The 26766-nt window shown below is 68.1% G+C and carries 22 protein-coding genes; 9 read left to right on the top strand and 13 right to left on the bottom strand.

The features are described from left to right. Positions 1–36 precede the first annotated feature (36 nt). The 6 genes from gyrB to dnaA all read right to left on the bottom strand — a co-directional run bounded on the left by gyrB (position 37) and on the right by dnaA (position 9437). Positions 37–2109, bottom strand: a complete 2073-nt coding sequence (gyrB, locus tag OG254_RS24985) for a DNA topoisomerase (ATP-hydrolyzing) subunit B (protein ID WP_405585610.1) — start codon at positions 2107–2109, stop codon at positions 37–39. 578 nt (positions 2110–2687) lie between these two features. After that, positions 2688–3227 carry a DciA family protein gene (locus OG254_RS24980; RefSeq protein ID WP_351195477.1) on the bottom strand — a complete coding sequence of 180 codons (540 nt, stop codon included), beginning with the start codon at positions 3225–3227 and terminating at the stop codon, positions 2688–2690. Then, entirely contained in the window at positions 3224–4345 is a 1122-nt protein-coding gene (gene recF, locus OG254_RS24975; RefSeq protein ID WP_405585606.1) for a DNA replication/repair protein RecF, read from the bottom strand. Before recF ends, OG254_RS24980 begins: the two co-directional genes overlap by 4 nt. A 140-nt stretch (positions 4346–4485) precedes the next feature. Next, positions 4486–5361 carry a phosphogluconate dehydrogenase (NAD(+)-dependent, decarboxylating) gene (gene gnd / locus OG254_RS24970; RefSeq protein ID WP_405585603.1) on the bottom strand — a complete coding sequence of 292 codons (876 nt, stop codon included), beginning with the start codon at positions 5359–5361 and terminating at the stop codon, positions 4486–4488. Between the two features lie 175 nt (positions 5362–5536). Continuing rightward, positions 5537–6667: a DNA polymerase III subunit beta gene (dnaN, locus tag OG254_RS24965; protein WP_351195520.1), complete on the bottom strand. Its 1131-nt coding sequence runs from the start codon at positions 6665–6667 to the stop codon at positions 5537–5539. An 880-nt stretch (positions 6668–7547) separates the two neighbouring features. Further along, positions 7548–9437: a chromosomal replication initiator protein DnaA gene (gene dnaA / locus OG254_RS24960; RefSeq protein ID WP_405585600.1), complete on the bottom strand. Its 1890-nt coding sequence runs from the start codon at positions 9435–9437 to the stop codon at positions 7548–7550. 382 nt (positions 9438–9819) lie between these two features. Here dnaA and rpmH point away from each other — a divergent pair, with 382 nt between their 5' ends. From rpmH to OG254_RS24915, 9 genes are all read left to right on the top strand, one after another. Then, positions 9820–9957, top strand: a complete 138-nt coding sequence (gene rpmH / locus OG254_RS24955) for a 50S ribosomal protein L34 (protein WP_005482975.1) — start codon at positions 9820–9822, stop codon at positions 9955–9957. Between the two features lie 21 nt (positions 9958–9978). Beyond that, a complete protein-coding gene (gene rnpA, locus OG254_RS24950; RefSeq protein WP_148000334.1) occupies positions 9979–10350 on the top strand; it encodes a ribonuclease P protein component in 372 nt (123 codons plus the stop codon). Next, positions 10347–10700, top strand: coding sequence for a membrane protein insertion efficiency factor YidD (gene yidD / locus OG254_RS24945; RefSeq protein WP_405585597.1), 354 nt, complete (start codon positions 10347–10349; stop codon positions 10698–10700). The genes rnpA and yidD overlap by 4 nt, the downstream gene beginning before the upstream one ends. 3 nt (positions 10701–10703) lie before the next feature. Continuing rightward, on the top strand, positions 10704–11981 hold the full coding sequence (gene yidC, locus OG254_RS24940; RefSeq protein ID WP_405585594.1) for a membrane protein insertase YidC: 1278 nt from the start codon (positions 10704–10706) through the stop codon (positions 11979–11981). A gap of 15 nt (positions 11982–11996) precedes the next feature. Next, positions 11997–12509, top strand: coding sequence for a protein jag (locus OG254_RS24935; protein WP_405585591.1), 513 nt, complete (start codon positions 11997–11999; stop codon positions 12507–12509). 127 nt (positions 12510–12636) lie between these two features. After that, a complete protein-coding gene (gene rsmG / locus OG254_RS24930; RefSeq protein WP_405585588.1) occupies positions 12637–13353 on the top strand; it encodes a 16S rRNA (guanine(527)-N(7))-methyltransferase RsmG in 717 nt (238 codons plus the stop codon). 298 nt (positions 13354–13651) lie between these two features. Next, on the top strand, positions 13652–14725 hold the full coding sequence (locus OG254_RS24925; protein WP_405595172.1) for a ParA family protein: 1074 nt from the start codon (positions 13652–13654) through the stop codon (positions 14723–14725). Further along, entirely contained in the window at positions 14722–15819 is a 1098-nt protein-coding gene (locus OG254_RS24920; RefSeq protein ID WP_405585585.1) for a ParB/RepB/Spo0J family partition protein, read from the top strand. Before OG254_RS24925 ends, OG254_RS24920 begins: the two co-directional genes overlap by 4 nt. 318 nt (positions 15820–16137) lie before the next feature. Next, positions 16138–16755, top strand: coding sequence for a GNAT family N-acetyltransferase (locus OG254_RS24915; RefSeq protein WP_405585582.1), 618 nt, complete (start codon positions 16138–16140; stop codon positions 16753–16755). A 70-nt stretch (positions 16756–16825) separates the two neighbouring features. On the opposite strand, the gene trxA is transcribed toward OG254_RS24915, so the two are convergent. From trxA to OG254_RS24880, 7 genes are all read right to left on the bottom strand, one after another. After that, the gene (trxA, locus tag OG254_RS24910) at positions 16826–17158 is read right to left on the bottom strand and encodes a thioredoxin (RefSeq protein WP_148000327.1); all 333 of its coding nucleotides are present in this window, start codon (positions 17156–17158) and stop codon (positions 16826–16828) included. Between the two features lie 39 nt (positions 17159–17197). Next, positions 17198–18166, bottom strand: coding sequence for a thioredoxin-disulfide reductase (trxB, locus tag OG254_RS24905; protein ID WP_405585579.1), 969 nt, complete (start codon positions 18164–18166; stop codon positions 17198–17200). Between the two features lie 181 nt (positions 18167–18347). After that, positions 18348–19271 (bottom strand): hypothetical protein, encoded by a 924-nt coding sequence (locus OG254_RS24900; protein ID WP_405585576.1) that lies wholly within the window; start codon positions 19269–19271, stop codon positions 18348–18350. Next, positions 19268–20008: an RNA polymerase sigma factor SigM gene (gene sigM, locus OG254_RS24895; protein ID WP_351195494.1), complete on the bottom strand. Its 741-nt coding sequence runs from the start codon at positions 20006–20008 to the stop codon at positions 19268–19270. The genes OG254_RS24900 and sigM overlap by 4 nt, the downstream gene beginning before the upstream one ends. Before the next feature lie 32 nt (positions 20009–20040). Continuing rightward, positions 20041–21750: a protein kinase family protein gene (locus tag OG254_RS24890; RefSeq protein ID WP_405585572.1), complete on the bottom strand. Its 1710-nt coding sequence runs from the start codon at positions 21748–21750 to the stop codon at positions 20041–20043. Between the two features lie 137 nt (positions 21751–21887). Then, positions 21888–24119: a murein biosynthesis integral membrane protein MurJ gene (murJ, locus tag OG254_RS24885; RefSeq protein ID WP_405585569.1), complete on the bottom strand. Its 2232-nt coding sequence runs from the start codon at positions 24117–24119 to the stop codon at positions 21888–21890. Between the two features lie 45 nt (positions 24120–24164). Continuing rightward, the gene (locus OG254_RS24880; protein WP_405585566.1) at positions 24165–26573 is read right to left on the bottom strand and encodes a DUF6049 family protein; all 2409 of its coding nucleotides are present in this window, start codon (positions 26571–26573) and stop codon (positions 24165–24167) included. Positions 26574–26766 lie beyond the last annotated feature (193 nt).

Here is a 26766-nt window from a genome sequence, read left to right as displayed (position 1 = left end):
TGAAGATCCTTCCTGGTGCGGTCAGCTGAGACCGACTCAGATGTCGAGGAAGCGGACGTCCTTGGCGTTGCGCTGGATGAACTGGCGGCGGGCCTCGACGTCCTCGCCCATGAGGACCGAGAACAGGTCGTCGGCCTGCGCGGCGTCGTCGAGGGTGACCTGGCCGAGGACGCGGTGCTCCTGGTCCATGGTCGTGATGCGCAGCTCCTCGGCGTTCATCTCGCCGAGACCCTTGAAGCGCTGGATCGAGTCCTCCTTGACGCGCTTGCCACGCTGGCGGCCCATCTCCAGCAGGGCGTCGCGCTCGCGGTCGGAGTACGCGTACTCGACCTCGTCCCGGCCCCACTTGATCTTGTACAGCGGGGGACGGGACAGGAACACGTGCCCGGCCTCGACCAGCGGCCGCATGAAGCGGAACAGGAAGGTCAGCAGCAGGGTGTTGATGTGCTGGCCGTCGACGTCGGCGTCCGCCATCAGGATGATCTTGTGGTAGCGGAGCTTCTCGATGTCGAAGTCCTCGTGCACACCCGTGCCGAAGGCCGAGATCAGCGCCTGGATCTCCTGGTTCTGCAGGATCTTGTCGATCCGCGCCTTCTCGACGTTGAGGATCTTGCCTCGGATCGGGAGGATCGCCTGGTACTGCGGGTTGCGGCCGGACTTGGCCGAGCCGCCGGCGGAGTCACCCTCGACGATGAAGATCTCGCACTTGATGGGGTCGTTCGACTGGCAGTCGGAGAGCTTGCCCGGGAGCGAGGCGCTCTCCAGCAGGCCCTTGCGACGGGTCAGGTCGCGGGCCTTGCGGGCCGCCACGCGCGCGGTGGCCGCCTGGATGCCCTTGCGGACGATGTCCGCCGCCTCGACCGGGTTACGGTCCAGCCAGTCGTTGAGGTGCTCGTAGACCGCCTTCTGCACGAAGGTCTTGGCCTCCGTGTTGCCCAGCTTGGTCTTCGTCTGGCCCTCGAACTGCGGCTCGCTGAGCTTCACCGAGATGATCGCCGTCAGACCCTCGCGGATGTCGTCACCCGTGAGGTTGTCGTCCTTCTCGCGCAGCAGCTTCTTGTCGCGCGCGTACTTGTTGATCAGGTTGGTGAGCGCCGCGCGGAAGCCCTCTTCGTGGGTACCGCCCTCGTGCGTGTGGATGATGTTGGCGAAGGAGTACACGCCCTCGCTGTAACCGCTGTTCCACTGCATCGCGACTTCGAGGGAGAGGCTCTTTTCCCTGTCCTCGGCCTCGAGGTCGATCACCGTCGGGTGGACCACGTCTCCCTTGCGGGAGTTGAGGTACTTCACGAAGTCGACGATGCCGCCTTCGTAGTGGTACGTGACCGTCTTCACCTCGGCGGTCTCGTCCGCGCCGGCCTCGTCCGCCCCGGAGGTGGCCTTCGCCGACTCGCGCTCGTCAGTGAGTTTGATCGTCAAACCCTTGTTGAGGAACGCCATCTCCTGGAAGCGCCGCGAGAGCGTCTCGAAGGAGTAGTCGGTGGTCTCGAAGATGTCGCCGTCGGCCCAGAAGGTGACCGACGTGCCGGTCTCCTCGGTGGCCTCGTGCTGCACGAGCGGTGCCGTGGGGACACCCATCTTGTAGTCCTGCGTCCAGCGGTGGCCGTCGGTCTTGACCTCGACGGCGACCTTCGCCGACAGCGCGTTGACGACGGACACACCCACGCCGTGCAGACCGCCGGAGACCGCATAGCCGCCGCCACCGAACTTGCCACCCGCGTGCAGCACGGTCAGCACGACCTCGAGGGCCGGCTTGCCCTCGGACGGGACGATGCCCACCGGGATGCCACGGCCGTTGTCGATCACGCGGACCCCGCCGTCGGCGAGGATCGTCACGTCGATGGTGTCCGCGTGGCCGGCCAGCGCCTCGTCGACGGCGTTGTCGACCACCTCGTACACGAGGTGGTGCAGACCGCGCTCGCCGGTCGAACCGATGTACATACCGGGTCGCTTGCGGACCGCGTCCAGACCCTCGAGGACGGTGATGGCACTCGCGTCGTAGGACGCCGTGACTGAGGCCTCGGCGAATCCGGCCGCGGCCTCGGTGGACGGGATGTTCTCGTTGGGGTTGCCGGAATCGGCCACGAAGCGCCCTTTCTGGCACAGCACGAGCCAGGCTCGTCGGCAGGTTGCCGGAGCGGCTGCGGCATGTTGCGTTGGTAAGCCTTGATCAGCGTTGCTCAGCTTTTCCCGGCGGTCCCCACGATTGGGGCGGGATTGAGCTCCAGTCTACCGGTAGCGCCGACAGTGATGGGGGTTTGCCGGTACCTGAGTCCGCATGTGCCGCCCTGAACCTGCCTCTGCCGACTCCCGATATGTGGAAGGGGGCTCAAAGAGGCTCACAGAGCCACTCAGCGCTTCCGGCCGTCAACCCTTGGCTACTTCGGAGTCAGGTCGCGATTCGCAACCGCGTCCGGTGGTACGAGGAGGAGGTCGCCGGCAGCACTTCGTGACCGTCGACGGCTACTGATGTGATGTCGGTCACCTGTGGTCGACGGGGCTGTGGGGACGGCTGTGACGAGCGCTCCGGAGCCGAGGACACGGCGTTTCGCGGGGCTGTCAGCGGGCCGTTTCAGGAAGGCGGGCCGTTTCGAGAAGGCGAGCCTTTCGGGAAGGGCGGTCGCGGTGGGCGTCCGGAGTGGGCGTCCGGTTTCGGAAGGCCGGTCAGCCTCAGCCGACCGCCCCGCTCACCCGTAGGTGTCGCCGGGACCGGTGCTGCCGGGGGCGCGCAGCGGGCCGTAGCGTCGGGCCGGGCCGCCGGGGCCGTTCACCTTGATGTGGCGGACCGCGCCGTGGCCCAGGTCCTCGTTGAGGCGGGCGACCAGCGTCGGGGCGAGCAGGCGCAGGTTCGTCGCCCAGGCCGTCGAGTCGCAGCGCACGACCAGGACCCGCTCGTCCTCGTCGTACTTCTCCGGCACACAGTGCTTGGCCACGTCGTCACCGACGATCTGCGGCCAGCGGCCCATCACACCGCCCACCGCGGCCGGGGTCTCCCAGCCGCGCTCGGTGATCAAGCGGTTAATGGCGGAGCCGAGCGCCATGGGGTCGCGGCCGTCGGCTCGCGCGCCGGAGCGCAGGCCCCCGCGCCGCGCCTGCTTCTTCTGCTGCGCCACGTCCCCACGCGCGCGCGCCTGCTCCTTGGCCGCCCTGAGCGCCACACGCGCGAGATCGACGCCGGAAGGCTCCGGGGTCGGCTTGGGGGCGTTCTCGGACCCGCTCTCGCTCATACGCGCTCCACCGTCCCCTCGGACACCGTGTACCGCGCCCCCGCCAGCACGTGCGGTACGTCGTCGTCGACCGCGGCCGTCACCAGGACCTGCTCGCCCGGCGCGACGAGCTCGGCCAGGCGTTCACGGCGCCTGGTGTCCAGCTCGGCGAACACGTCGTCGAGGACCAGCACGGGCTCGTTGCCCTCGGCCCTGAGCAGGTCGTACGAGGCCAGGCGCAGCGCCAGTGCGTAGGACCAGGACTCGCCGTGCGAGGCGTAGCCCTTGGCGGGCAACTGACCGAGTTTGAGCAGCAGATCGTCCCGATGAGGGCCTACGAGCGTGACGCCGCGCTCGATCTCCTGCTTGCGCGCCTCGGCGAGCGCCGCCATCAGCTGCTCGAAGAGGTCCTCGCGCGTGTGGGCCTCTCCGGGCGCCGAAGGCTTGTAGTCCAGGGCGACGGGGCCGCCGCCGGGGGCCAGCTGCTCGTAGGCCTTGTCGGTCAGCGGCTGGATCGTCGCGATCAGGTCCAGGCGTTGGGCGAGCAACTCGGCGCCCGCGCGGGCGAGGTGCTGGTCCCAGACGTCGAGTGTCGACAGGTCCATCGAGCGGCCGCCGTGCCGACGGGCCAGCGCGGCCGACTTCAGGAGGGTGTTGCGCTGCTTGAGAACACGCTCGTAGTCGGAGCGCACGCCCGCCATGCGCGGGGAGCGCGCGGTGATCAGCTCGTCGAGGAAGCGGCGCCGCTCGCCGGGGTCGCCCTTGACCAGCGCGAGGTCCTCCGGCGCGAACAGGACGGTCCGCACGATGCCGAGTACGTCACGGGGTCTGACCTGCGAGGACCTGTTGATCCTGGCCCGGTTGGCCTTGCCGGGGTTCAGTTCCAGCTCGACCAGTTGCTGCCGGTCGCCCTGCTTGATCTGCGCCCGGATGACGGCGCGGTCGGCTCCCATCCGGACCAGCGGGGCGTCGGAGGCGACCCGGTGGCTGCCGAGGGTGGCGAGATAGCCGACGGCCTCGACGAGGTTCGTCTTGCCCTGGCCGTTGGGGCCGACGAAGGCGGTGACGCCCGGGTCGAGCGGAACTTCGACGCCGGCGTACGAGCGGAAGTCGGCCAGCGACAGATGCGTGACGTGCATGGTCGTTCGCCGACCTCCCCCAACATGTGGTTGAACCGTCCCCAGCTGTGGACAACCGGGCCACCCCCGAGGGTGCCAGGCAGGCATCCCCAGGGTGTGGATTACTTGTTCTCGTTCTCGGTCTTCTCGTTCTCGACGGGTTACTTCTTCTCCACCGCGTGGCCGCCGAACTGGTTGCGCAGCGCCGCGATCATCTTCATCTGCGGCGAGTCGTCCTGGCGGGACGCGAACCGCGCGAACAGCGACGCGGTGATCGCCGGCAGCGGTACCGCGTGATCGATGGCGGCTTCCACAGTCCAGCGTCCCTCACCGGAGTCCTGTGCAAAACCCCTGAGCCTGTCCAGGTGCTCGTCCTCGTCGAGGGCGTTCACCGCGAGGTCCAGCAGCCAGGAGCGGATGACCGTGCCCTCCTGCCAGGAGCGGAAGACCTCCCGGACGTCGGTCACGGAGTCGACCTTCTCAAGCAGCTCCCAGCCCTCGGCGTAGGCCTGCATCATCGCGTACTCGATGCCGTTGTGGACCATCTTCGCGAAGTGCCCCGCACCCACCTTGCCGGCGTGCACCGCACCGAAGTCGCCCTCGGGCTTCAGGGCGTCGAAGAACGGCTGCACCTTGGCGACGCTCTCCGCGTCACCGCCGTACATCAGCGCGTAGCCGTTCTCCAGGCCCCAGACGCCGCCGGAGACGCCGCAGTCCACGAAGCCGATGCCCTTGGCCGCCAGCTCCTCCGCGTGCCGCTCGTCGTCCGTCCAGCGGGAGTTCCCGCCGTCCACGACGACGTCACCGGGCTCAAGAAGCTCGGCCAGCTCGTCGATGGTCGACTGGGTCGCCGCACCGGCGGGGACCATCACCCAGACCACGCGCGGGCCGGGGAGCTTGCCCACAAGCTCTTCCAGGCTGTGGACATCCGCGAGGTCCTGGTTGCGGTCGTAGCCGATGACAGTGTGGCCTGCGCGGCGTATCCGCTCGCGCATGTTGCCGCCCATCTTGCCGAGGCCGACGAGACCGAGCTCCATCAGTTGTTCCTTAGGTTGCTGTGGCGTGTGAGGCACCTTCGTGCCACGCCCGAGCCTAAACCCGGACGCACGCGCACATCCGTGGGCATACGCGCTCATACGTACGCCCTCACCTGCGGGTTCTCCCACAGGCCGGGGTCACTTCTCCACCGGCCTGTGGACAACTGTCGGCTGGTCAGCCGCTCAGGCGCACCGGCATGATCAGGTACTTGTAGGCCTCGTCCGCCTCGGCGTCCAGCGCCGGCTTGCCGCTGAGCAGCGCGGGCTTGGTGGACGTCGTGAACGACAGCTGGGCCACCGGGGAGTCGATGGCGCTCAGGCCGTCCAGCAGGAAGGTCGGGTTGAAGGCGATCGACACGTCATCGCCCTCCAGCTGGGCGTCGACCCTTTCCACAGCCTGTGCGTCGTCGCTGGAACCGGCCTCCAGGATGAGCACACCCTGCTCGAAGCTGAGCCGCACCGGGGTGTTGCGCTCGGCGACCAGGGCCACACGCTTGACGGCCTCCACGAAGGGGGCGGTCTCGATCACCGCGATGCTGTTGAACTCCGTCGGGAACAGCGAGCGGTACTTGGGAAGGTCGCCCTCCAGGAGACGGGTCGTCGTCCGGCGGCCGGCCCCCTCGAAACCGATCAGGCCCTCGCCCGCGCCCGAGCCGGATAGCGCCAAGGTGACGCTGTCGCCGCTCGTGAGCGCCTTGGCGGTGTCCAGGAGCGTCTTGGCGGGGACCAGGGCGACCGCGGAGGCCTCCGGGTTCTCCGGCTTCCACAGGAACTCGCGGACCGCGAAGCGGTAGCGGTCGGTGGAGGCCAGCGTGACGGTGTCGCCCTCGATCTCGATGCGCACACCGGTCAGGACGGGCAGCGTGTCGTCGCGACCGGCTGCGATGGCCACCTGCGCGGCTGCGGAGGCGAAGACCTCACCGGGGACGGTGCCGGTCGCCGTCGGCATCTGCGGCAGCGCCGGGTACTCCTCCACAGGCAGGGTGTGGAGTGTGAATCGCGAGGAGCCGCAGACCACGGTCGCCCGTACACCGTCTGTGGAAATCTCCACCGGGCGGTTGGGCAGAGCGCGGCAGATGTCGGCGAGCAGGCGGCCGGAGACGAGGACCGTGCCCTCTTCGTCGACCTCGGCCTCGACGCTCACCCGAGCGGAGACCTCGTAGTCGAAGCTGGACAGGCTCAGCTGACCGTCGTCGGCCTTCAGCAGGAGGCCGGCGAGGACAGGCGCCGGCGGACGGGCCGGGAGGCTGCGCGCCGCCCAGGCAACTGCCTCCGCGAGTACGTCGCGTTCCACCCGGATCTTCACTGTTGCCGCCTCCTGCTGTTGCCGGCGCTTCTCGGCCTGCCTGGCTTCGTCGTCTGTCTCGGTGTCGTCGGCCCCGGTGAGGGGAAGGACACCGGGAACAGTCTGACGCACCCCACTGACAGTAGGTGCCTCTCGGGGTCAAGTCGTGATGAGGGGCAGCCGGGAGCGAGACAGCGAGTTGTGCACAGGACCCACTTCGAAACGGATTCCCAGCTCTCTCTAGTTGGGAGTAGTAGTAGGGCCTGTGGAAACGGTGGATAACCACGTTTGCCCAGCTCAGAGCGGAAATTTTGTCCACGGGCCCTGTGGGCGACGGCGGTGGACAACCAGGTGTATCTGTGGAGAACGGAAAGTTCTGCACACCCCATGCACAGGTCGAGGCGACTTCTCCCCAGCGCCGTCCCCAGCTTTACCCACCTTTCCCACAGGCCAACCCGGCACCTTTGTGTGACGCCTTTCACTCGACCCGGTGAGAAGGCGCGTCGTGTTGCCGAACAGTGGACAGCGGTGTGGAGAAGCTGGGGATCACTGGGGACAACTCGCCCCAGCCTGTGGGTTGTCGGTGGACAACTTCGTACACAGCCTGTGGATCTTCTCGCTGTCCACAGCCTGTGGAGATCGTTTGTCCACGAATCCACATGCAGTTGACCTGGTCTGATCCCCTTTCAACAGGGGCAGCTGTGGAAACAGTCTGGACAACTTCCCAGTCCCCAGGGTGTGGACGGCAAAAAGTCACCGAATCTGTGGAGAGTGACCGTAACCCGGCAGGTATTCGAACAGCCGACGTCCGCGGCATGACGAAGGGCGCCCCGGGATCTCGTCCCGGGGCGCCCTCAGCGACATACGACAGGCCCTCGTGGCCCTCGGCGGGCGGGCTGTGTCAGCCGTTCTTGATGCGGTTCGTGAGCTCGGTGACCTGGTTGTAGATGGAGCGCCGCTCGGCCATCAGATTGCGGATCTTGCGGTCGGCGTGCATCACCGTGGTGTGGTCGCGGCCGCCGAACAGCGCGCCGATCTTCGGCAGCGACAGGTCCGTCAGCTCACGGCACAGGTACATGGCGATCTGGCGGGCGGTGACCAGCTGGCGGCCGCGCGAGCTGCCGCACAGGTCCTCGACCGTGAGACCGAAGTAGTCGGCCGTGGCGCTCATGATGGCCGTCGAGGTGATCTCCGGCGTCGCGTCGTCGCCGCCGGGGATCAGGTCCTTCAGGACGATCTCCGTCAGGCCCAGGTCCACCGGCTGCCGGTTGAGCGACGCGAACGCCGTCACCCGGATCAGCGCCCCCTCCAGCTCGCGGATGTTGCGCGAGATGCGGGAGGCGATGAACTCCAGGACCTCCGGCGGGGCGTTGAGCTGCTCCTGGACCGCCTTCTTGCGCAGGATCGCGATACGCGTCTCCAGCTCCGGCGGCTGGACGTCGGTGATCAGACCCCACTCGAAACGGTTCCGCAGCCGGTCCTCCAGCGTGACCAGCTGCTTGGGCGGCCGGTCGCTTGAGAGCACGATCTGCTTGTTGGCGTTGTGGAGCGTGTTGAAGGTGTGGAAGAACTCCTCTTGCGTCGACTCCTTGTCCGCGAGGAACTGGATGTCGTCGACGAGCAGGATGTCCATCTCCCGGTACCGCTTGCGGAAGCTGTCGCCCTTGCCGTCGCGGATGGAGTTGATGAACTCGTTGGTGAACTCCTCCGAGCTCACATAGCGCACGCGCGTGCCCGGGTAGAGGCTGCGCGCGTAGTGCCCGATCGCGTGCAGCAGGTGCGTCTTTCCGAGGCCCGACTCCCCGTAGATGAAGAGGGGGTTGTAGGCCTTCGCGGGTGCCTCGGCGACGGCGACCGCGGCCGCGTGCGCGAAGCGGTTGGAGGCGCCGATGACGAACGTGTCGAAGAGGTACTTCGGGTTCAGTCGCGCGGTCGGTTCGCCCGGGCCGGGCGCCGGTGCGGGCTTCGCGGCCAGCGGGCCGGGGGCGCCGGTGGCCGGCAGACCGGTGCCGACGGGGCCGCCGCGGTGCATATGGCCGGAGCCGACGGGCGGCTCGGGCAACTCGCGGCGGGCGTCACGGTCGTAGTCGCCGCGCGGCTGGTCGTAGTCGGGCCGTTTCTGCTCATAGTCGGACCGGCGCTGGTCGTAGTCGGAGCGGTGCCCGTCGTACGGCGGCCGATCCATCGGCTGCGGGCGGTAGTCCTGGGACGGCGCGCCGTAGGAGTCCTGCGCGTAGGAGTCCTGGGACGGCGATGCGTACGGGTCCCGCTCGGGGAAGCCGAGCCGCTGCTGCTGCCAGCCGTACTCGTCCTGCGTGGGACGCGGCCAGCTGCCGGGGGCGTGCTCGGGGCGCTGGTACTCGCTCGGGTAGGCCGGTCGCGCGGTGGGCAGCGGGTCGGCGCCGGGCATCTGGTCGTCGGCGCGGTGGCGGCCGTAGCTCTCGTAGGAGGGGAGCTCGGGCTCCTCGTAGCGAGACTGCGGCGCGGGGGGCATCGGCGGGGCCGGGGGTTCGCCGGCGGAGTCGTCGACGGTGATCGCGATGCGGATCGGGCGGCCGCACTCGCGGCTCAGCGTGTCGCTGACGATGGGGGCCAGACGGCCCTCCAGTACGCCTTTCGCAAATTCGTTCGGTACGGCGAGCAGAGCAGTGTCGGCCACCAGCGCGAGCGGCTGGCAGCGCCGGATCCAGTGCTCGTCCTTGGATTCGACGCCCTGTCCCCGGCCCTCACCGAGAAGTTGTTCCAGTACTCGTGGCCACACTGCGGCAAGATCGGCAGGTACGTCAGCCACAGGGCACGCTCTCTCATGGGTCCCACGAACGTGTGATTGTGGGACGGGTCGGGATTCAAAGGGGTGGAGCCAGAATCAAGGGGACAAGGGAACGAATCGGAGTCCAGTCACGGTAGTCAGGGCGGCGGGTGCGGTTCAAGTTGTTGTCCCCAGCCTGTGGATAGTGTCTCCCCCTGGCCTCTGGTTTGACCGGATGGCGTAGCCGCGCGTACCGTAACCAGGTCGAGTTGTCGATGGCTGCTGCCGCCTGCCTCCGATGGGCCAGATCGCGTCAAGGTGATCGGTAAGCGGTGCACTCGGGCGTAACTGCGAGCTACTCGTGGGCGCACGGTGACAGCCAGGACGGCACCCGCAACCACCGATTTATTTCTGGAGCCCCCGAGTGAGCAAGCGCACCTTCCAGCCGAACAACCGTCGTCGTGCCAAGACCCACGGCTTCCGTCTGCGGATGCGCACCCGTGCCGGTCGCGCGATTCTCGCGAACCGCCGCAGCAAGGGTCGCGCCAGCCTGTCCGCCTGATCCCGATCAGGTCATGACGTCGTGCTGCCTACCGAGCATCGGCTGAGGCGGCGCGAGGACTTCGCGACCGCGGTACGACGAGGACGCCGGGCCGGGCGCCCGACTCTCGTCGTCCACCTTCGTAGCGGTGCCACGGACCCGCACGCGCCTGGGGAGAGCGCTCCCCCGACGCGTGCGGGTTTCGTCGTGAGCAAGGCAGTGGGTGGCGCGGTCGTGCGGAACAAGGTGAAGCGCAGGCTTCGCCATCTGATGCGCGACCGAGTCGACCAGCTGCCCCCCGGTAGCCTGGTAGTCGTACGAGCGCTGCCCGGTGCGGGTGACGCCGATCATGCACAGCTGGCCCGAGACCTGGATGCCGCTCTGCAGCGGCTGCTGGGAGGGGGCGCGCGATGAAGTACCCACTGCTGGCTCTTATCAAGCTGTACCAGTGGACGATCAGTCCGCTGCTCGGGCCGGTGTGCAAGTACTACCCGTCGTGCTCCCACTACGGGTACACGGCCATCGACCGGCACGGTGCGATCAGGGGCACGGCGCTGACCGCCTGGCGCATCCTGCGGTGCAACCCGTGGTCGCCGGGCGGTGTGGACCATGTTCCGCCGCGCAAGCGTCCGCGGTGGCACGAGCTGCTGCGCAACGCTTGGCGCGCACGCAAGGGCGGGCCCTCCGCCGCCGAAACGGCCACCGAGGAGAATGTTCCTTCGAGCCCGGCCGCAGAGACCTCGCCCCATGCCCAAGGAGCATGATTAGTGGACACGATTGCCAGCCTCTTCAGCTTCATCACGACACCCGTTTCATGGGTCATCGTCCAGTTCCACTCGGTATACGGCGCCATCTTCGGCCCTGACACCGGCTGGGCCTGGGGCCTGTCCATCGTGTCCCTGGTGATTCTGATCCGTATCTGCCTGATCCCGCTCTTTGTGAAGCAGATCAAGGCGACCCGGGCCATGCAGACTCTCCAGCCGGAGATGAAGAAGATCCAGGAGCGCTACAAGAACGACAAGCAGCGCCAGTCCGAAGAGATGATGAAGCTGTACAAGGAGACGGGCACCAACCCGCTCTCCTCGTGCCTTCCCATCCTGGCGCAGTCGCCGTTCTTCTTCGCCCTGTACCACGTGCTCAACAGCATCGCGAACAACGACACCATCGGTGTCATCAACGAGAGCCTGCTGAAGAGCGCGCAGCAGGCGCACATCTTCGGTGCCCCGCTGGCCGCGAAGTTCACCGACAGCTCCGCTGACGTCGCCGCGCTCGACGCCTCGCTGACCACCGTCCGCATCGTCACCGCGGTCATGATCGTCCTGATGTCGGCGTCGCAGTTCTACACGCAGCGCCAGCTGATGACGAAGAACGTCGACACCACGGTGAAGACGCCGTTCATGCAGCAGCAGAAGATGCTGATGTACATCTTCCCGGTCATGTTCGCCATCTTCGGCATCAACTTCCCGGTCGGTGTCCTCGTCTACTGGCTGACCACCAACGTGTGGACCATGGGCCAGCAGATGTACGTCATCCGTAACAACCCGACCCCGGGTTCCAAGGCTCAGGCCGCGTACCTGGACCGCCTCACCAAGCACGTCACGAACCACGGCAAGACCCGCAGCCGTGGCGAGCGCGCCATCGTCAAGGCCATCGTCGCCAAGGGCCGCGACCGCAACGAGTACGAGCGCAAGTTCATCAACGGCCTGAGCAAGGCCGGCCTCGCGGCGCAGACCGACGGCACCGTGCTGAAGGGCGAGGGCGCCGTAGCCACCGTGGCCGAGGACGGTACGCCGACCACCACGGCGACCCCCAAGCGTCAGCAGCCGAAGCGCCAGAGCAAGGCTCAGCGTCACTCCGGCGGTCCGAAGCAGGCCGATGAGCCGATGTCGCTGCGGAAGTCCGACGAGTCCGACGAGCCTGAGGACGCCAAGCCCGGCGCCGCCAAGAAGGATGCTTCGAAGCCCAGCAGCGGCGGCCGCAGCAAGGCCCAGTCCGGGCAGCGCAAGGGCGGTCCGCAGCGCCCCAAGTCCCCCTCCAAGAAGTAAGAAGGAGCCCATCCCGTGACGGAAGGCACCACCTCCGCCGCTGCCGAGGGTGTAGACACCCTGACCCGCCTGGAGCAGGAGGGCGAGATCGCGGCGGATTACCTCGAGGGTCTGCTCGACATCGCCGATCTCGACGGCGACATCGACATGGACGTCGAGGCCGACCGCGCCGCTGTCTCGATCATCAGCGACGCGAGCGGCCGAGACCTGCAGAAGCTGGTCGGCCGTGAGGGTGAGGTGCTGGAGGCGCTTCAGGAGCTCACGCGCCTGGCCGTGCACCGGGAGACCGGGGATCGCAGCCGGCTGATGCTGGACATCGCGGGCTACCGGGCCAAGAAGCGTGCCGAGCTCTCCGAGCTGGGCGCGAAGGCTGCCGCCGAGGTCAAGAACACCGGCGAACCCGTGAAGCTGAAGCCGATGACGCCGTTCGAGCGCAAGGTCGTACATGACGCGGTGAAGTCGGCGGGCCTGCGCAGCGAGTCCGAGGGCGAGGAGCCGCAGCGGTTCGTCGTCGTGCTTCCCGCCTGATCGGCTCGTACCTTTCCTCCGGCCCCGTCTGTCCGCAGGCGGGGCCGAACTTTGTCAGCCTGGTAGTTCTGGTGGTTCTGGTGATCGACGCCTCGGGCGTCGGCGCGGTACGGAAGGACGGTCCCCCGTGACGGAGGCAGCGGAGCTTCCCCCTGTGCCCGAGCAGGCACGTGAGGTGTTCGGCGATCGCTACGCTGATGCGGTCCGCTACGCCGAACTGCTTGCCGAGGCGGGTGTGCAGCGCGGCCTGATCGGCCCGCGAGAGGTGCCCCGCCTGTGGGAGCGCCACCTGCTGAACTGCGCGGTGCTCTCGGAGGTCGTTCCCGAGGGCGTGACGGTGTGCGATGTCGGCTCGGGCGCCGGCCTGCCCGGCATCCCTCTGGCGCTGGTCCGGGAGGACCTGAAGATCACCCTGCTGGAGCCTCTGCTGCGGCGTACGAACTTCCTGACGGAGGTCGTCGAGCTGCTGGGGCTCGATCATGTGACGGTCGTCCGTGGTCGCGCCGAAGAGGTCATGGGCAGTCTGCAGCCTGTGCATGTCGTGACTGCCCGTGCCGTGGCTCCGCTGGACCGGCTGGCCACCTGGGGCATCCCCCTGCTGCGCCCGTACGGCGAGATGCTGGCACTCAAGGGAGATACCGCGGAGGAGGAGCTGAAGAGCGCGGCGACGGCTCTGAGTAAGCTGGGCGCGGTCGAGACGTCGATCCTCCATGTCGGGGAAGGCGTGGTGGATCCGATGTCCACGGTCGTGCGCGTCGAGGTGGGGGAAAGTCCGGGCGGTGTGCGCTTCGCAGCGAAGCGGGCGAAGGCGGCCAGGACCGGACGTGCCCGGCGACGGCGCTGATCCGTCCTGACGACGAGACGTACTCCACACAAGCTGGCAAACCTACCCATGCCGGAGTGTCGCGACAGTTCGACCTCGGCTGCTGTGCATCGTGTTTCACGTGAAACGTCGCTCACTGCTGCACGGCATCATCAGCCGCGGCCGCGCCGCTGCCGAACCGCGCGACCGAAAGCCCCTCGGATCCCTCGGAGAGGGTGCTTCTGACAACTCTCCGTCCCCCAGGAGGGGCACGGAGGTTTCCACAGAGGTGGATTTCTCCACAGAACAACAGGCCTCACTGGTTCGCGACCCCGAAGACATGGGAGGCTCTGTTCATTGCGAGCCTGAAGTCGAGGAGAGTGAATCCTTGCGGTCCAACGCCAACATCGCGGGACCGATGACCGATCCGGTCCCCGGTCCCCGTACCGAATCGATGGGGGAGGATGTTTCACGTGAAACACCGCCCCCGATGGACGACACTCCCATCGGTCGTGCTGCCCAACTGGCGGTGGAGGCTCTAGGCCGCGCCGGCGAGGGCCTGCCACGGCCCGAGCAGACCCGCATCATGGTGGTCGCCAACCAGAAGGGGGGCGTGGGCAAGACGACGACGACCGTCAACCTTGCCGCGTCGCTTGCCCTGCATGGCGGCCGGGTGCTGGTCATCGACCTCGACCCACAGGGCAACGCGTCCACTGCCTTGGGGATCGACCATCACGCCGAAGTTCCTTCGATCTACGACGTGCTGGTGGAGAGCAGGCCGCTCGCCGAAGTCGTCCAGCCGGTCCCTGATGTCGAGGGTCTCTTCTGCGCCCCCGCCACGATCGATCTCGCCGGTGCGGAGATCGAGCTGGTGTCCCTGGTGGCACGTGAGAGCCGACTTGAGCGGGCGATCCAGGCCTACGAGCAGCCGTTGGACTACGTCCTCATCGACTGCCCGCCCTCGCTCGGTCTGCTGACGGTCAACGCGCTCGTGGCCGGGCAGGAGGTCCTGATCCCGATCCAGTGCGAGTACTACGCCCTGGAGGGCCTGGGGCAGCTGCTCCGCAACGTCGATCTGGTGCGGGGGCACCTCAACCCCGCCCTGCATGTCTCGACGATCCTGCTCACCATGTACGACGGCAGGACGCGGCTCGCGTCCCAGGTCGCGGACGAGGTGCGTACCCACTTCGGCGACGAGGTGCTGCGGACGAGCATTCCCCGCTCGGTCCGTATCTCCGAGGCGCCGAGCTATGGACAGACAGTGCTGACCTACGATCCGGGATCAAGCGGTGCTCTGTCCTATCTTGAGGCGGCACGAGAAATCGCGCTGAAGGGTGTCGGCGTCAGCTATGACCCGACGCAGGCCCACATCGGCGCCCAGAGCAACCCGAGCATGGTGGAGGGGATCCAGTGAGCGAGCGACGGAGGGGTTTGGGTCGTGGTCTCGGCGCACTGATCCCTGCTGCACCGACGGAGAAGTCGGTGTCCCCGACGGCGGTAGGGGGAGCCGTTTCTGCGTCTCCGGCCGCAGTACCGGTGCTGTCCGAGCGTGGGGTGGCCGCGGCCAAGGTGGCCACTCTGCCGCCTGTTTCACATGAAACCGAGGAGCCGTCGCCGAACGACTTCGTGGAGATGCCCGCAGCTCCCATGGGCGCCCACTTCGCGGAGATCCCCCTCGATGCGATCACGCCGAACCCGCGTCAGCCGCGTGAGGTCTTCGACGAGGACGCTCTGCAAGAGCTCGTCACCTCCATCCAGGAGGTCGGTCTTCTCCAGCCGATCGTCGTCCGGCAGATCGGCCCCGCGAGCTACGAGCTCATCATGGGCGAGCGTCGCTGGCGGGCCTGCCGTGAGGCGGGCCTGGACGCGATCCCGGCGATCGTGCGGGCCACGGATGACGAGAAGCTTCTTCTGGACGCGCTGCTGGAGAACCTGCACCGCGCTCAGCTGAACCCGATCGAAGAGGCAGCTGCCTACGATCAGTTGCTGAAGGACTTCAACTGCACGCATGACCAGTTGGCCGACCGCATCGGCCGTTCCCGGCCTCAGGTCTCCAACACCCTGCGTCTGCTGAAGCTCTCGCCCAAGGTCCAGAACCGGGTGGCTGCCGGAGTTCTCTCCGCCGGCCACGCGCGGGCTCTCCTGTCCGTGGAGGACCCGGAGGAGCAGGAGCGGCTGGCCTATCGGGTGGTGGCCGAAGGCCTCTCCGTACGGTCCGTCGAGGAGATCGTGACCCTGATGGGCTCGCGGCCGCAGAAGACTCCACGTTCCAGGGGTCCCCGGGCCGGCTCCGTGCCCTCTCCGGCGCTGTCCGACCTCGCGACGCGACTCTCGGATCGCTTCGAGACGCGAGTGAAGGTCGAACTGGGGCAGAAGAAGGGCAAGATCACCGTCGAGTTCGCCTCTCCGGATGACCTTGAGCGGATCCTCAGCACGTTCGCTCCGGGCGAGAAGCTCGCTCTCCAGAAGAGCTTGCTGGACGAGGACGCGGAGGAGACCGAGGACTGAGGCTCGGCCGACCGGGTCTGCTGTCCGACTCGTTCACGCGGGCCGTGTCCGGTGTGTACCGGAACACGGCCCGCCCTTTGCTTTCTGACGGTATCGATGGAATCGCTTCGTGGATACGATGCGTTCGGGTATGGCGCATCCACCTGGCAGACCTCTTAGGGGAGGCGGGGCCATGCGAACGGTGAGCCGCACCGGACTGGTGAGCGCGGGTCTTGGGCTGGGCGCGGTCGGCGGATTCGTCGGCAGCCTGCTCAGGGAACGAAGCGCCCTGACAGCCGCTCGCGATGCCGCGGGCGAAGGAAGCGAGGATCAGCCTTCATGGGGCGTCGGCTCGTACCGCTCACGCTGGACAACCTTCCGGACCTTCCCAAGCGCTGCCGCTCGTGCGTCTTCTGGGAGTTGGACCCGGTCAGCGGTGAGGCCGCGGTAAAGGCCGGCACCCCCGCCCTGGAGAAGGAAGCCTGGATCTCCGCCGTCCTTCTGGACTGGGGCTCCTGCGGTCGGGTCGTCTACGTCGACGAGGTGCCGGTTGGCTTCGTGCTGTATGCGCCTCCGGCCTACGTCCCGCGCTCGACCGCGTTCCCGACGAGTCCCGTTTCACAGGACGCGGTGCAGTTGATGACCGCGTTCATCATGCCGGGCTATCAGGGGCAGGGGCTGGGCAGAGTGATGGTCCAGACGGTTGCCAAGGATCTCCTGCGGCGGGGCTTCAAGGCGATCGAGGCCTTCGGAGACTCACGGTGGAAAGAGCCGGCCTGCGTTCTGCCGGCGGACCATCTCCTGGCCGTGGGCTTCAAGACGGTTCGCCCCCACCCCACCTTCCCGCGTCTGCGGCTGGAGCTGCGGACGACGCTGTCCTGGAAGGAAGACGTGGAGATGGCGATCGACCGGCTGTTGGGGGCCGTGCAGAAAGAGCCGGTGTTGCGGCCTCTGTGACCGACAAGGTGCCTCTCATGCGAATGGGCCAACCCGAGGGGGTTGGCCCATTCGTGTTTCACGTGAAACGTCACTCGGCGATGAAGTCCTCAAGGTCGCGGAGGATCGCGGCCTTCGGCTTCGCGCCGACGATGGTCTTGGCGACCTCGCCGTTGCTGTAGACGTTCAGCGTCGGGATGGACATGACGCCGTACTTGGCGGCCGTACCCGGGTTCTCGTCGATGTTGAGCTTGACGATCTCGATCTTGTCGCCGTGCTCGGCGGCGATCGCCTCGAGGGACGGCGCGATCTGACGGCAGGGACCGCACCAGGCGGCCCAGAAGTCCACCAGAACGGGCTTGTCGCTCTTGAGAACGTCCTGCTCGAAGGAATCGTCGGTCACATTCTTCAGGGTGCCGGCCACGGCGGGCTCCTTAACTCTGGTGCGTGGGGTGGGTGGGGGTCAGACAGCGGTCTTCTCGGGCTCGGCCTTCTCTTCGTCCGCGAGGGCGGCGAGGAAGCGCTCGGCGTCGAGAGCGGCGGAACAGCCGGTACCGGCCGCGGTGATCGCCTGGCGGTAGGTGTGGTCGACCACGTCGCCGGCACCGAAGACGCCGCTGAGGTTGGTGCGGGTCGAGGGGGCTTCCACCTTGAGGTAGCCCTCCTCGTCCAGCTCCAGCTGGCCCTTGAACAGCTCGGTGCGCGGGTCGTGGCCGATCGCGATGAACAGGCCGGTGACCGCCAGGTCCGAGAGCTCGCCGGTCTTGAGGTTGCGGAGCTTCAGGCTGGCGAGCTTCTGGTCGCCCTGGACCTCGGCCACCTCGCTGTCCCAGACGAACTTGATCTTCGGGTCGGCGAAGGCACGCTCCTGCATCGCCTTGGAGGCGCGCAGGGTGTCCCGGCGGTGGACGATCGTCACGGACTTGGCGAAGCGAGAGAGGAAGGTGGCCTCCTCCATCGCGGTGTCACCGCCACCGATCACGGCGATGTCCTGGTCCTTGAAGAAGAAGCCGTCACAGGTGGCACACCACGAGACGCCGCGACCGGAGAGGGCGTCCTCGTTCGGCAGGCCGAGCTTACGGTGCTGCGAGCCGGTGGCGACGATGATGGCCTTCGCGCGGTGAACCGTGCCCGCGGTGTCGGTGACGGTCTTGATCTCACCACTCAGGTCGACGTTGACGATGTCGTCCGGGATGAGCTCGGCTCCGAAGCGCTCGGCCTGGGAGCGCATGTTGTCCATGAGCTCGGGGCCCATGATGCCGTCCTGGAAGCCCGGGAAGTTCTCCACGTCGGTCGTGTTCATGAGCGCACCGCCAGCGGTGACGGCTCCCTCGAACACCAGCGGCTTCAGTGACGCGCGCGCGGTGTAGAGCGCCGCCGTGTAGCCGGCGGGCCCGGAGCCGATGATGATCACGTTTCGGACGTCGCTCACGGCTTGATTCCTCGTCTCTGGAATACGTCGTCGGACCGGTGGGAGACCCTTTCAGGACTCTCACCCCACCCAACGGATCCTAAGGGGCGCGCATTCCCACTGTGTCCGGGCACACGGTGACGTCATTGCCACGTCACATCGTGGGGGTTGCCGCCTCGGACGGAGACGAACCTACGGCCGCTCAGCTGCGTGCGTAGGACTCCGTCAGGAGAACATCGGCCTTGGCGGTCGATGGGTGCCTCACACAGCTCGCGTCCATGACGTAGACGGTGACCCGGCTGACATCAGAGGCATCGGGCAAGACGACGAGCAGAGCTTCCTTGCCCTTGTAGCGGCCCTCCTCGGCGGCCAGGGCGATGTCATTGCGACCAATGCCCTGGCGGATGCATTCGGGCACCGTGATCTCGCGGAAGACCCGGGGGCTCGCGGTGTCGGCCCCGCCCTCCATGCCCAAGCTGCGGTCGGGCTTCTTGGAGCCACCGACGGAGCTCTCGCTCTTCGCCAGAAGATCGGAGACCTGGTTCTCCAGCTTCGCCGCGGAGAAGGTGTCGGCGGTGGTCTGCCCCCCATCGGCCGTTGGACCGGAGCCGCCACCCATGAGTGAGGTCAGGAGCACGGATCCAAGGCCCAGGGCAGCCGCCGTGAACGCGGCGCTCAGGACGACGACCTTGCGCCGCCCGGCCTTCTTGCGGTCCTTGCGGCCGGGACCGGTGGTCGAGGAGCGGGCATGCCCCGCCGGGCGTCCTGCCGCTGCCGATGTTTCACGTGAAACATGCGCACCGTCGTCCACGTCGGAGACCGAGTGCGCAGCACCGGCGAGCTTCGACTGGTCGATGTTGTCGGGCGCCGTGGCGCTCAGCAGAGCCTCTGCGGCGAGGGCGGCGTCGATGCGTTCGGTGACATCGGTGGGCATGCGCGACGGACCGGGCAGTGTGCCGAGCAGCCCCCGGATCTCCTCCAGCGAGGCTTGGACATCCGCGCACAGCTCGCACTCGTCCAGATGCCGGCGTAGATCGGCGGTCTTGGACGGGGGGAGAAGGCCCTCGGTGAGGTCGGAGATCTCGGCGACGTCCGGGTGCCCGGCCGTGTCCGTCGTGGATGTCACGCTCGCCCACCTCCGCCCTTCACTGCAGCTGAATCACTCGGCCCGGTATCGCGCGGATCCGGGGCTTGCGGCCCCGCGGCACGTGGACCCGCTGCCGGTGGGACGGATGTCCCCTGCGTCCGGTTCCGCCGCTCGCCGGAATCCTTGCCGCCTCCCGCGCTTTCCGGCCGTAGATGCGTCAGGAGCGGCAGGAGTCTGGCTCTGCCGCGCGCACATCGGCTCTTGACCGTGCCGGTGGGCACATCGAGTACCCGGGCGGCCTCGGCGACCGGGTAGCCCTGCATGTCCACCAGGACGAGGGCCGCACGCTGGTCGGGCGGAAGCGTGCCGAGCGCCTCCAGCAGCTGGCGGTGCAGATCGTTGCGCTCTGCCGGGGCGGATGCCTCCTCGTGAGGCTCCAGCAACTGCTCCAGGCGCTCGGTGTCGTCGACCGGAGAGGTCTTACGGGAGGCAGCCTTGCGGGCGCGGTCCAGGCAGGCGTTCACCGTGATCCGGTGCAGCCACGTCGTGACGGCCGACTGGCCCCGGAAGGTGTGGGCGGCCCGGTACGCGGAGACGAGGGCGTCCTGGACCGCGTCAGCGGCCTCCTCACGGTCACCCAGCGTCCTCAGCGCCACCGCCCAGAGCCGGTCGCGGTGCCGCCGGACGATCTCACCGAAGGCGTCGGGGTCGCCCTCCACGTGCAGGGCGAGAAGGTCCTGATCGCTTGTGTCGCGGCGTGCGGTGCCATCTGCCATCGGGACCCCCTCCCTTTGTCTGCGGTGAGCTCTCAGCCGGTGAACTTCAGGTCGGTGAGGGCCTGCTTGAAGCCCGAGCCGCTGTACTCGTCGCCCTCCGCGTAGGGCATGGCGGTGAGCCATACGAGAACGTACTGGGTCTTCACCGACTTGGTGACCTTCACCGTCGCACTGGTGCCGTTGGTCGTGACGGTGCCGATCTTCTCCATCGAGTCCAGCGAGGACGGCGTCATGGAGTCGGCGGCGTACAGCGTGATCGTCGTGTGAGGGCCTGGATACAGAAGCCCTATCGACGCGGCCGACACCTTCTGGGCCGAGCCGAGGTCGTAGACGATACCCACGCCGGGTTTGAAGGCGGGATTCATCTCCGGACCGTCAACGAAGCTCTTGGTGCGCCAATACGACGAGCCGTCACCGTCGTACGTCTTGGCCACGTCCTCCGGCGCCTGGGCCTCGCCCTTCGCCACGAACTCCTGAGCATTCCGAATCTTGATCTGGACCGGCTTGCTGCTGTCGCTGCCCTTGTCGCCGTCGTCCGTCGTCTGCGTCTGGTTGTCGTCGGACTTGCCGCCCTGGTCCATCAGCGCGTCCGCCAGCTGCCAGCTGCCCAGGCCCAGCGCGGCGATGAGGAGGGCCGAGACGGCCCACTTCAGTGCCTTGCCGGTACGGCTCTGCAACGGGGGTGGCGGGGTCGGCACCTGTTGGGTGACGCCGGGACGCGTCTGGCGGCCGTACGTGCCCTGCTGGTACGTCGTGCGCTGATAGTCCGGCGGGGCCGTGAACGACGGCTCCGGCGGGCGGATGCGGGGCATCTCGCCGATCGCCTTCACCAGTTCCTCCGGCGTCGTGCACGCGGACTCGTGGCGGGAGGCCGTCGCGCCGTCGTTGACCAGCGCGCGCATGGCGAGCTCGGACAGCCCGCGGTGGACACCGGCACGCACCTGATCGGGGGCGATCAGACCGACGTCCTTCGGCAGCCCGGACAGGCCGTAGGCGTCGCTCTCGTACGGCCAGCGCTGGGTGAGCGTGGCGTACAGCAGCGCGCCGATGGCCTCCGTGTCGGTGCGCTGCGGGGTGTCGGAGCTGATGCCCCGCAGCGCGGCGTTCACGGCGAGGCCGCGGATGCGCCACTGTCCCGAGGACGTACGCAGCACGGCGTTCGGGTTGAGCCGCAGATGTGCCAGGCCCTCGCGGTGGGCGGCGGCCATGGCTGCCGACACCTGGGTGACCATCTGGTAGGCGTCGTACACCTCCAGCGGGCCGGAAGCCAGAAGGGCCGTCAGTTCCGTGGCGTCGGGGAGCCATTCGTGGACGACGTAGACGAGGTCGTTCTCGTCCACGGCGTCGAGTACCTGGACGAAGCGCGGGTCGCCGAGGAGTGCGGAGGAACGGGCCGCGGCCAGTACGGAACGGGCTCGCGCGTGGTCCGCCGGCAGGATGTGCACGCCAACGGCGCGACGGAGTTTCTCGTCGACCGCACGCCAACTGCTGAAACCGTCCAGACGGGTGACGCACTCCTCGAGGCGGTAGCGTCTGGCGAGTTTGTGGCCGCTGTGCAGTTCGGGCGGTGAGGCCTTCCCGGGACCCTCGGTCCCGCCACTCCCCTGTGCCTCGTCGATGTCCGTGTCCCGCTCCCGATTCTTGGCCACCCCGTCGGCCGTGGACTGGTCCGCCTGAGCGGTCAGCGGCTCGTCGCCGCTGTTGTCTGCCACGTCGACGGCAGCCGTGCTCCGTTCCGCCACCGTCGTTCCTGCCTCCCCATCCGTTGCACGCCCTACGACCCCGAGCGCACCGTCCGACGCCGAAACCAATTGTGCCCACAGTCCGCCGCTATGCACGACACACGATGGCGGACGATGGTTGTGCGCGTACCCCAGCTTCAGCGACCCAGACGCCCGCGAACCATGCCGACCAGTGAGTTCAGCTCCTCGATGCGCATCTTGCGCGCAGCGACGAAGAAGATCCCGAGCAGTACCGCTCCACCGGCGAGCAGAGCGGCGAAGGAGCCGAGGACACCCTGACCGAGGACATGCGTGGTCGCGTAGCAGGCCGCACCGCTCAGCAGTGCCGCGGGCACTGAGGCGATGCAGAGTCTGGCGTACGTCCGCATGACCCGGGCGCCGTCGAGGTCGCCGCCGAGCCTCTTGCGCAACCGGCTCCAGGCGACGCCTACGCCGATCGCGTACGCCAGGCCGTACGAGGCGGCCATGCCGACCACGGCCCAGCGAGCCGGCAGCAGGAGGTAGCAGAGCACCGACGCCCCCGCGTTGCCCGCGGCCACGATGACCGTGTTGTAGAAGGGGGTGCGGGTGTCCTCGTAGGCGTAGAAGGCGCGCAGCACGACGTACTGCACCGAGTAGGGGATCAGGCCGAGGCCGAACGCCATCAGCATGTAGCCCATGTTGGTGGCCTCGCTGGTGCCCGAGGAGCCGAACATCAGCGTGCACATCGGGATGCCCAACGCCAGGAAGCCGAAGGCGAGCGGCACGATCGCCACCGCTGTCGTACGCAGGCCCTGGGAGATGTCGTCGCGTACGGCGCCCGGGTCGTCCTCGGCGGCGGAACGCGAGATACGGGGCAGCAGGGCGGCCATCAGAGAGACCGTGATGATGGCCTGCGGGAGGCCCCAGATGAGCTGAGCGTTGGCGTAGGCGGCGTAGCCGGTGCCGTCGACGTCGGAGTCGAAGCCGGCGGACGTGGACAGCTGGGTGACGACGAGCGCACCCGCCTGGTTGGCCAGGACGAACAGGATCGTCCACTTGGCCAGCATGGCGGCCTTGCCGAGGCCGTGGCCCTTCCAGTCGAAGCGCAGGCGCAGCCGGAACCCGGTCTCGCGCAGATACGGGATCATCGCCAGGGACTGCACGACCAGGCCGAGCAGGACACCGGCGCCGAGGAGCCGCTGGCCCTCCGGCGGGATGTTCGTGACCTCCATGCCGGAGTGCTCCGCGGTGCCGTACACCCACAGGAACATTCCGAGCGTCACGATGATGACGATGTTGTTCAGGACCGGCGTCCACATCATGGCGCCGAACCGGCCGCGGGCGTTGAGGATCTGGCCCATCACCACATGGACGCCCATGAAGAAGATCGAGGGCAGGAAGTAGCGGGTGAAGGTGACCGCCACCTCGTTGGCCGCGGGGTCACTGGCGACCTTGGTGGACAGCGCGCTGACCAGGAGCGGCGCACCGGCCATGGCGAGCGCGGTGAGGGCTGCGAGCGCCACCATGACCAGCGTGAGCAAACGGTTGGCGTACGCCTCACCGCCGTCCTCGTCGTCCTTCATGGCGCGCACGAGCTGGGGCACGAAGACCGAGTTGAGGCCGCCGCCGACGGTCAGGATGTAGATCATCGTCGGCAGCGTGTAGGCGACCTGGAACGAGTCACCGAGCAGGCCGAGGCCCAGCGCCGAGACGATCATCATCGACCGCACGAACCCGGTGAGCCGGGAGACCATCGTCCCCGCGGCCATCACGGCGCTCGACTTCAGCAGACCGCCGGCCCGCCCGCCCTTCTTCGAGGCGGGAGCCGGGGCAGGAGCGGGCGCGGGCGCGGCTGTGTCGGCCCCTACGGGGGGCGTGGGGCCCGTGGCGGGTGCGGGCGAGGGTCCGGGGACCGTGGGCGGCGCCTGGTACTGCGGGTGGCCGCCCTGCTGCTGGTCGCGGAAGAGGTGCGCGAAGGCGTCGTGCTCCTGCTGTTCCCCGGCGGAATGCGAGACCAGATCGTCGACGCCCACGTACTGGGTCGTACGGGGGTCGTCACCGTACGGCAGGTACTGGGTGGGGCCCTCCGGCTCGGGCGCCGGGGTCTGGGCCCACACGTTGGGGTCGGGGGCGTACGGCGACTGAGGCGGCTGGGAGTAGAGGGGCTGCTGTGGCTGGTAGGTGCCCGGCGGGGGCGGCGGGTGCGCGGCACGGTCGTACAGCGCCTCGGCGACCGGGTCCTGGGCGGAGAGCTCCTGGCCCCGGTAGGGGTCCTGGTCGTAGGCGTCCTGGAGGTACATGTCCGCGGGGTGCTGCGGCGGCACCTGACCGGGCTCGGGCGGCGGGCCCTCGGGGTGCCCCGAGCTGCCCGCAGCCTGGCCGCGGTCACCGTCGTACGGCGCGTTCATGGCTACCCCACCTCATCGTCCCGGGCCCACCGGCCACGACATCGCTCAACGGTCCACTCTCTCACCCGTGCCGGACGGGTCGGCGCTTTCCGCTGCGGTGTCCGGGGTCGGGTCACTCGGCTGCTCCGGGGCGTCTTCCCCCTCACCGGTGCGGGACTCTTCCTTGTGAAGGTCCTCGGTCGTGAGACGGTCCTCGGGGCCTTCCGGGTTCTCCGGATCGCCGTCGGCCTCACCCGCCTCCGGGGAGCCGTTCTCCTCGGCGTCACGGGCCGCGGCGCGCTTGCGCTGCGTGTACATCCGGAACCCGGCGAGGACCAGCAGCAGGAAGCCGCCGCCGATGACCAGCATCACGGTGGCCGTGAACTCGGTGACCTTCACGTCGAACGTGACGGGCTGGCCGTACGGCTGGCCGTCCTCCGTGTACAGCTGGGCCCTCACCGTGGCCTGGCCGTTGGCCTGAGCCGACGTGGTGAACTTCACCGTCTGGCTGTGTCCGCCGGAGACCGTGACGCGCTGTTCGTCGTACGCCTCGCCGCCGATCTCCAGGCGCCTCGGGCTCGACGAGGTCAGTCGCAGCACCAGGTGCTCGACGCCCTGCACCAGGTTGTTCTGCACGGTCACAGGGATCATGGCGCTGCGGCCCGAAAGCTTGATCTCGGACTTCTCGATCAGCGTGACCTGGCCGGCCAGTGAGTTGATGTATGCCTCGACGCCGTTGCGGTAGTCGGCGGCCGCCGCCGAGCGGCCACGCCATGACGTGGACATCTCGCGGTTCATGGCCCGCCCGAAGGGGGTCACGACGCGGGACGGGTCGGTCAGGATCACCTTGAAGCTGTCGAGCTTGCTCTGCGTGGTCGCGATCTGCTCGAAGGCCGCGCGCGGCAGCTCCTGCTTGCGCAGCGAGGAGGGGTACCCGGACGCCGACGGCACCTTGGTGGTGGCGCCGGAGTCCGGCTTGGCCGTGGCGGCGGCCGTCAGTCCCTGGGACTGGGACCATGTGCCGCCCTGGAGCGCCGTCACCGCCTCGGCCATCGCCTGGGCCTGGCTCGCCGTCGGCATCCGCTGCGGGGCGACGACGATGCTGCGCTGCTTGTCCGACTGGAGGTTCAGGGTCAGGCTCTGGGCGAGGAACCTCTGCACGGCGAGTGTCGAGCTCGACGCTCTCGTCAGATTGCCCTGGAACACCGTCGACATCCGCGCGTCCGCTACCACCGCCGTCGTGCCGCCGCCGATGGGGCGGGCCGATGAGGGCGTGTAGGGCAGGCCGCCCGTCTCGACCAGGCTGTCGCTGCGGACGATCACCTTGTCGGCGCCGGCGGAGGTGGCGACCTTCACGATGGACGGGTCGACGGCGCCGTTCACGGGCCAGGCGAAGTCGGTGGTCGGTTGCACGTGGAGCACCGCGTCGACGGTGTCGGCGGCGACGTCCGTGGCCTCCTTGAGGTGACTCAGGGAGCCGGTGACGTTCGTGCCGTTGTGCGCCAGGGACGCCAGGTCGGGGTCGGCGAACGGAAGGGCGACGACCTCCTTGTCCTGCACCGCGTCCTGGAGCTCGGCCAGCCACTGGTTGGCGACCGCCTGGTGGGTGCCGGCCGTGGTCGTGTCACCCTCGCCCTGGACGCGGTAGCTCTCCGTCATCGCGTCCACGGAGGCCAGCAGGTCGGGGTCGATCACCCAGGTGACGTCGAGGTCCCTGCCGAGCGACACCAGCTGCTGGAGACGCCCGCCCGGGGAGATCTCCTTGGCGAGGTCGTCATCACGGAAGACCGGCGTCTGCGCCTCGTCCGATCCCGTCTGCGCCGTCATGTGGGACGTGGAGATGAGCGGCCACAGAACCGTCGTCTTCGTCTTTGTGTCGGCCCCGTCCGGCTGCCACGGCAGGAAGGTCCGCTGGATGCCCAGCACGTGGTTCCAGGGCTCCGCCGACGTCTCGCCGGACAAGGAGACGGCGAACGGGTAGACCCCGTCTCCGCCGAGGTCGAGCTCCTCGACCGGCACCGAGATGCTGAAGGTCTGCGAGACCCCCGCAGTGAGCTTGGCGAACTCCTTGACGTACTTCCCGCCCACCGGGGAGCCGTCGAGACCCTCCTGGTAGTCGGTGCGTCCGGCGGCCGTGTCGATGGCCGAGCGGGTGTTCAGCACTCCACCGAGACGCAGGTCCACTTGCGCGCCGGTGACGGTCTGCTTGCCCTTGTTGGTCACCGTGCCGGACACGGTCACCGTGTCGTCCTCACCGGCGACGGCAGGGGTGAGCGAGTCCACAGCGACGGCCACCGTCTTCGAGCCGGAAGCGGCCTTCAGAGAGTCCTGTCCGGCGGCGTGTGAGGACGTCGCTGCAGGCAGCTGGAGCAGGCCGGCCAGCAGCGGCGCCCCGGCGAACAGTGCTCCGGTGCGCCGCAGCCAGCGGCGGGCAGGTGAGGGACTCATCCCCTGGAAGTCTGCCGCCTCGGCCACGCGCTCGCCCGTCCCTCGTCGTCGTCAGTGGTCGTCGGAATGTGCGTCCACGCATGGTAACGATGCGCGCTGAGGGGAAGTGCCGCGGACTGCCCCACAAGATCGGTCCCCATCGTCGGCCTGTCCCGTATGTGCATTTATAAAGGGAGGTCGTCACCAAGTCGTAAAGGATGTGACGCAGCCCTCGGGCTGC

It is taken from the genome of Streptomyces sp. NBC_01092 (genome assembly GCF_045039535.1).
Lineage (GTDB): Bacteria > Actinomycetota > Actinomycetes > Streptomycetales > Streptomycetaceae > Streptomyces.
The sequence above is the reverse complement of the archived record's forward strand: the minus strand, read 5'-3'. Positions and strand labels throughout refer to the sequence as shown.

Excerpts from the sequence above, each read along its gene's own strand:
- OG254_RS24980 (WP_351195477.1), bottom strand. The coding sequence starts at position 3,227 with ATGAGCGAGAGCGGGTCCGAGAACGCCCCCAAGCCGACCCCGGAGCCT.
- recF (WP_405585606.1), bottom strand. The coding sequence starts at position 4,345 with ATGCACGTCACGCATCTGTCGCTGGCCGACTTCCGCTCGTACGCCGGC.
- gnd (WP_405585603.1), bottom strand. The coding sequence starts at position 5,361 with ATGGAGCTCGGTCTCGTCGGCCTCGGCAAGATGGGCGGCAACATGCGC.
- yidD (WP_405585597.1), top strand. The coding sequence starts at position 10,347 with ATGAAGTACCCACTGCTGGCTCTTATCAAGCTGTACCAGTGGACGATC.
- OG254_RS24925 (WP_405595172.1), top strand. The coding sequence starts at position 13,652 with ATGGGAGGCTCTGTTCATTGCGAGCCTGAAGTCGAGGAGAGTGAATCC.
- OG254_RS24915 (WP_405585582.1), top strand. The coding sequence starts at position 16,138 with ATGGGGCGTCGGCTCGTACCGCTCACGCTGGACAACCTTCCGGACCTT.
- sigM (WP_351195494.1), bottom strand. The coding sequence starts at position 20,008 with ATGGCAGATGGCACCGCACGCCGCGACACAAGCGATCAGGACCTTCTC.
- murJ (WP_405585569.1), bottom strand. The coding sequence starts at position 24,119 with ATGAACGCGCCGTACGACGGTGACCGCGGCCAGGCTGCGGGCAGCTCG.